This is a genomic window from Nostoc sp. UIC 10890 (genome assembly GCF_054786515.1).
This window is the reverse complement of record NZ_JBSGKF010000051.1, coordinates 1-5,368: the sequence shown is the minus strand read 5'-3', so window position 1 is coordinate 5,368 and position 5,368 is coordinate 1. Positions and strand designations below refer to the sequence as shown.

The 5,368-nt window shown below is 41.5% G+C and carries 6 protein-coding genes; 1 reads left to right on the top strand and 5 read right to left on the bottom strand.

Features of this window, described 5'->3' with window-relative positions; all coding sequences use genetic code 11:
* Positions 1–3 precede the first annotated feature (3 nt).
* The 5 genes from ACWATR_RS38495 to ACWATR_RS38475 form a co-directional block, all read right to left on the bottom strand.
* Positions 4–342: a hypothetical protein gene (locus ACWATR_RS38495; protein ID WP_460345211.1), complete on the bottom strand. Its 339-nt coding sequence runs from the start codon at positions 340–342 to the stop codon at positions 4–6.
* A gap of 98 nt (positions 343–440) precedes the next feature.
* Positions 441–1,244: a hypothetical protein gene (locus tag ACWATR_RS38490; protein ID WP_460345208.1), complete on the bottom strand. Its 804-nt coding sequence runs from the start codon at positions 1,242–1,244 to the stop codon at positions 441–443.
* A 10-nt stretch (positions 1,245–1,254) separates the two neighbouring features.
* Positions 1,255–1,635, bottom strand: coding sequence for a hypothetical protein (locus tag ACWATR_RS38485; protein WP_460345205.1), 381 nt, complete (start codon positions 1,633–1,635; stop codon positions 1,255–1,257).
* Positions 1,628–2,731 carry a ParM/StbA family protein gene (locus ACWATR_RS38480; RefSeq protein WP_460345202.1) on the bottom strand — a complete coding sequence of 368 codons (1,104 nt, stop codon included), beginning with the start codon at positions 2,729–2,731 and terminating at the stop codon, positions 1,628–1,630. Before ACWATR_RS38480 ends, ACWATR_RS38485 begins: the two co-directional genes overlap by 8 nt.
* Before the next feature lie 229 nt (positions 2,732–2,960).
* A complete protein-coding gene (locus ACWATR_RS38475; RefSeq protein ID WP_460345199.1) occupies positions 2,961–3,152 on the bottom strand; it encodes a hypothetical protein in 192 nt (63 codons plus the stop codon).
* Positions 3,153–3,374: 222 nt separating this feature from the next.
* On the opposite strand from ACWATR_RS38475, the gene mobF reads away from it, so the two are divergent.
* On the top strand, positions 3,375–5,368 hold a 1,994-nt coding region (gene mobF, locus ACWATR_RS38470; RefSeq protein WP_460345196.1), incomplete at its 3' end, for a MobF family relaxase.

Here is a 5,368-nt window from a genome sequence, read left to right as displayed (position 1 = left end):
AATTTATTTATGGGAATTCCCCTGTTCCCTGTTGCCTATTCCCTGTTCCCTCTTAAGATGTTTGGATTTGTTCTTATTACGTTCGTACTCAGCAAGGATATTTTTGAATTGTTGGGGAAGAATCACGGTTTTCTTATCAAATCGCAGTAAATAACATCCGTCAGAGTCACTTTTACAAGCGATGGTGGTAGGCCAGTTGAGTCCTGCGATTAGTCCAAGAGTAGCGAAGGTGACAATGGCAGTCAGGACAAATAAGGTACCAGAGCGACCAGAGCCGAGCCAAGCACCAATCCAGAAAAGAAATTCTTTAACTTTTTCAAACCGCTGTTGGCGATGTTTCAACCATTCTTTGGACTTCTTTAACTTTTCAACAGCTTTAACATCAGATGCCTTCTCGATTTTCAGATCGATGGTGCGTTTTTGGTCAGCAATTTCTTGTTCTAATCGGTACTCGTTCCACTCTCGGACACGTTGGGCGATAGCATCGGCGTGGGCGAAGAAAGCGGAAAATCCTTCATCGGATAGTGATTCGCTATTAGAGTTTTCAATGGGGACTTTCCCTCAATGCGCTCCAATATACGTTGTTCTAGTCCCGAATAAAATTTCTTAATATCCTGTTTGTTCTCCGAAAGTGCGCGGAGTACATTCTTGAGATACATTTGGTTGACTAGCCCTGGAATATTTTGAGCGCGTTTTCGGGTAATATTATCCACTAAATTGACCAATTCCTCTTCAGAAACAGATGCTTCTTCACCAAAAAACTCAGCAATTAACTGGCTCTCATCTTGGGGTTGAACTATGCCAAAGTGAGTAGCTACATCAAAATATGTTTTATTTTGCTCCTTAATTAGGTCGCAAGCTTCGAGAAAGCGCTCACACTCCAACTGACGATACTCCTTCTGATTTGGAGATAGTCCACAAGCGCTGATAATCTCAATTGCTTCAGTTAGTTCTAGCTCAATGCCGTACTCTGATTTGATGTGAGTTAACATCTCTAGGATGTTCATTGGTGGAAATTCAGTTTTATCGGCACGTTTTTTCGATTGTCGTTGGAAGTGTGCTGCCGCTTGCTTATAGGTTTTACCCTGTTCAATTGACGCTCGGATCACATCAAAACGAGACTGAATTTCTTCATCACTGTAAGAGGCTTGGTCAATAGGTAAATTACTTGCTGTCAACGTGGCATCAACATCTTCTACAGAGAGTGAATATGTTTGTTGTAGCAGTTCTTTGGTATAAGGCATAAATTTATTCCTAGTTAAATGCATTTTCTAGTAAACAATCATCATCCTCGTGAGTAGGTGAAGATCCCAAATGTGTATCAACCTTGTCGGCAGGGTTTGTAACGATTAGATGACTTTCCAGTTCTTGCTCCAAGTTAAAAGTTTGAGCTAAATAAATAATTTGTTGTTGCAGTTGGTAAATTGAAATTCTTGCCTTTGATTTTAAATCTGATTCTGAGAACCCTCCTAACCATCGACAAGCTATCGGATGCCAAAAGGCAGCGATTGCCCAGATAATCATGTTTTGTCTCGGAAATTCAAGAGTTTTATTTTTGGGACTCAGATATTTTAAGAGGGGAAGATAAGGAGATGAAGTACTGAACTGAAATCGAAAATCAACTTGTTCAGGCATGATTTGCGACCTGTTGATAATTTTTACAAAGATAAGAGAAAAAACCGTAGTTATCAGTTAAGCGAAAGGATAAATCTGATTTAGGTTTGTCAGATAAAAATTCTTGCTGTACTAAATATTCCAAGGCATCACAAGAAATTTTTTCAGGACGCGGAAATAATCGATTCAGTTCATTCTTGAAATAGTGGGCAGTTCCACCAGCAAAAATAATCTCATCAATATCTGATGGAATATAACGATGCAAATAACTTGAAAGCACTGCCCAATATTCTTCACGACCAATACTGATTGCTGATTTGATTGATTGAATTTCTAATTCTTGTAGCAAAGCATCTTCGACTCGAACTAAAGGTAATAAGGCTTTTAGATTTATTTTGGAACCAGCAGCACTAATAGCAGCTGCAAGAGTCAGAGGTTTTTGTCCAGCTACCCGACGCTGTACTGATGATACTAACTTATGAAAGCCTAAGTCTTCTGTAACTCCACTTGTCATCGCACCCTTATCCATAATCAAAATAGAGGCATTGCGAAAGCCAATCATCACCACCGCTACTTTCCGTGAACGCAAATTATGGGTAGTTGTACGTCCTCGTGAGAGCAATCCAAATCCTTCAGGGCGGCAAACAAACTCCACTAGCTTGAAAGAGCGTTTTTCACCTCTCCATTTAAAGTTGAGCAGAGCGCCTGTAATCGATATCTCAAATAATTTGCGATCCGAGTATTCTCCGTAAGGAAACAAGATGCCCAGACGAATACTTGCACCGTTGGCTAACGACTTCTTTTGGGCTATAGCACCCACTACAGCCAAGGTTTTATAAATCGCTAGCTCAAATTTTGGCTGCTCTAACTTCAAATCTGCAAAAAACCTCTGACAAATTAATCCTATACCCCAGCATTGCTGATTGTATTCAATCCAAGCTGAATTCTCTGGAGAAGATATACCAATCGCATCCTCCTCATAACTTAAAAGGCTTTGTTTCGGGATTAATGCTGTGTAGGGTTCCATCAAAAGCAACTCCGGCTTACTTGAATCTAGAGTAAAAAAAACTCTACTCAAGGATGCTCCCGGATCGAATGAGATTATTAAATCTGCCATCTACTTTCAACAAAAATTACTCAACCATTTCATGAAATCACAAGTCGTTAATAGCGCAATTATGGCAAATTTATGGAATTTGATCACAATCGGCTCAAACCCATATAAATCCGGCACAACTCTGGCACAACTCTAGCACAGCTCTGGAATTTTAAATAGTATTTATCAACAAATTAAATTTATTGACAATCAAGTGTTTTTTTCTCACAAAAATGGCGCAACTCTGGCATTAATCTGGCGCAATACCAGAAAAGAAAAGCGTTTTGGGAATACATGCTATTACAATGATATTATTCTTTTCCCAAACGAATAATAGCAAAATACGACGCACAGTACGCCAAAATTGGCGGAAAGTTTTAGACAGTAATAAGCTATATTTAAGTGCATGAGAGTTGGTGAATAAAAAATTTGTTGCTGTCATTGTCTCACCAAAAACTTTTAACTCGGCATCAAACTTTTTTTGGTTTGATGTCGGTGATAAACAATGACTTCAAGAGTTATTGGATTAAGTTATGTAAAAGGGAAGAGGGAATAGGGAACAGGGAACAGAAAAGAGAGAATAAGCAAGAAAGTGAGCAGCTTGGTTTTAAGAGTTTCCTATTGCCTGTTGCCCCGTTAAGAGTTCCCTTCTTTGAGGTGAGCGATGCTAACAGCTGCTAACGTGTCATCAGAGATGGCTGTGAACTACTTCATCAAGAACTACTATCACCAAGGCAAGTCTCGCTGGAGTGGTAAGGGTGCTGAGAAATTGGGATTGTCAGGAGCAGTTGAAAATCAGCAAACGTTTAAAAATGTAATCTCTGGGCTTTCGCCCGATGGTCGTGAGCAGCTTAATGCCAAGGTACTGAAGCCCGACCAACGCAGGGCAGCGTTAGACTGTACATTTTCTGCGCCTAAGAGTGTAAGCCTAATGGCGTTGGTAGGTGGAGATGAGAGATTAATTGCCGCGCACCATCAGGCATTAGAAAAAGTATTAGCGTTAATGGAACAACGTTACGCAATAACTAGAGTGACACAAGGAGATTCTCGTCACAGGGTAAACACAGCTAACTTGGTGGTTGCAGAGTTCGACCACATCGAAAGCCGCTCCTTAGATCCACATTTGCATACCCACTGCTTAGTCATGAACACAACCCAAGCAGACGGCAAGTGGATGAGTTTGGTCAATAGTGAGATATTCGCCAACAAGAAATTCCTGGGCATGGTATATCAAAGCTATTTGGCAGCAGAAGTAATCAAGTTGGGCTATGAGATCGAGCCACGTCAACATGGACAATTTGAGATCAAGGGGTTCAAGGAACAAGACTTAGAGGCGTTCTCAAAGCGGCGACAGCAAATCATTGCCAAAGTTGGGGTTAACTCAACTTGGGTAGAGCGTGAGAAAATCTGGGATAGTACTCGGCAGCGCAAGCAAAAGATTTCAGAGCAGGAGTTAAAAGCATTCTGGAAGGAAGAAGCCCAAGTGTTGGGCATCAGTTTCGTCAAGTCTTCTGAGCCAAATGCTCAAGTAGTACAAAATTCAGTTTCAAAGCAAAGTCTTGAAGATGCGTTGGCTCCCGCGATTGCTCATTGCAGTGAGAGGAATGTTGCTTTTAAGCTTGAGGATTTAGAAAAATTCATTCTAAGAGAAAGACTTTTGACTGATGTGACTGCACTTGAGGCATTGATCAAGGAGCATCAGGAGTTAATCGCTCTGCCGGGAATGGAAAGACAATACACAACATGGACGGCAGTAAAAAGAGAACTAGCGACGATTGAGTTGATGCAGTCAGGAATTGGGGCAGTTAATCCGATAGAGCATACACAAGTAGCTTCAAGCCTTTTAGAGAAAACCTTACTCAATCAGGGGCAACGACTTGCAGTAAATATGGCTGCAACTACAACAGACCAGTTTGTAGCGTGGCAAGGTGTAGCTGGTGCTGGTAAGACTTTCGCCCTCAAGGAATTAAACGCGATCGCACTCGCTCAAGGCTATACAGTTAAAGCTTTTGCCCCTTCATCAATGGCGGCTAAGGTATTAAGTGAGGAACTAGGTATACATTCTGAGACTGTAGCCAGTTTATTGGTGTCTGAGCCAGCACCCCTAATTGAATCAAATCAGATTTGGATTGTGGATGAGGCAGGTTTACTTAGTGCTGCATATGCTCATGCCTTGTTAGAAAGAGCGACCACTGAGGGAGCAAGACTATTGCTAGTTGGGGATACCAAGCAATTATCGGCAGTAGAAGCTGGAAACCCATTCAAATCCTTGCAACAAGCTGGCATCAAGACCGCGCACTTAAGCCAATCAAATAGGCAGCGTAACCCAGAGTTAAAAATTGCAGTAGACCTAATTGCAGACGGGAGAGTAGAAGCGGGATTTAAGCAACTAGAGACAATTGGTAGTATTCAGGAAGTATCGCCTGATACGAAGCTAGATATAATTGCTGCTGACTATATAGGATTAGCTCAAGAGCAACGAGCGCGAACATTGGTACTCGCTGGCACAAATGTAGAGAAGTTGGCACTTACCCAGGCGATTCGAGGCAAGCTAAAGCAGGAAGGAAGTTTAGGGGCAACTACAAACATTACCCAGTTGCAGGCTCTAAACTTGACCGAAGTGCAGCTGCGCTATACCCATAACTTTGAACTAGGTAA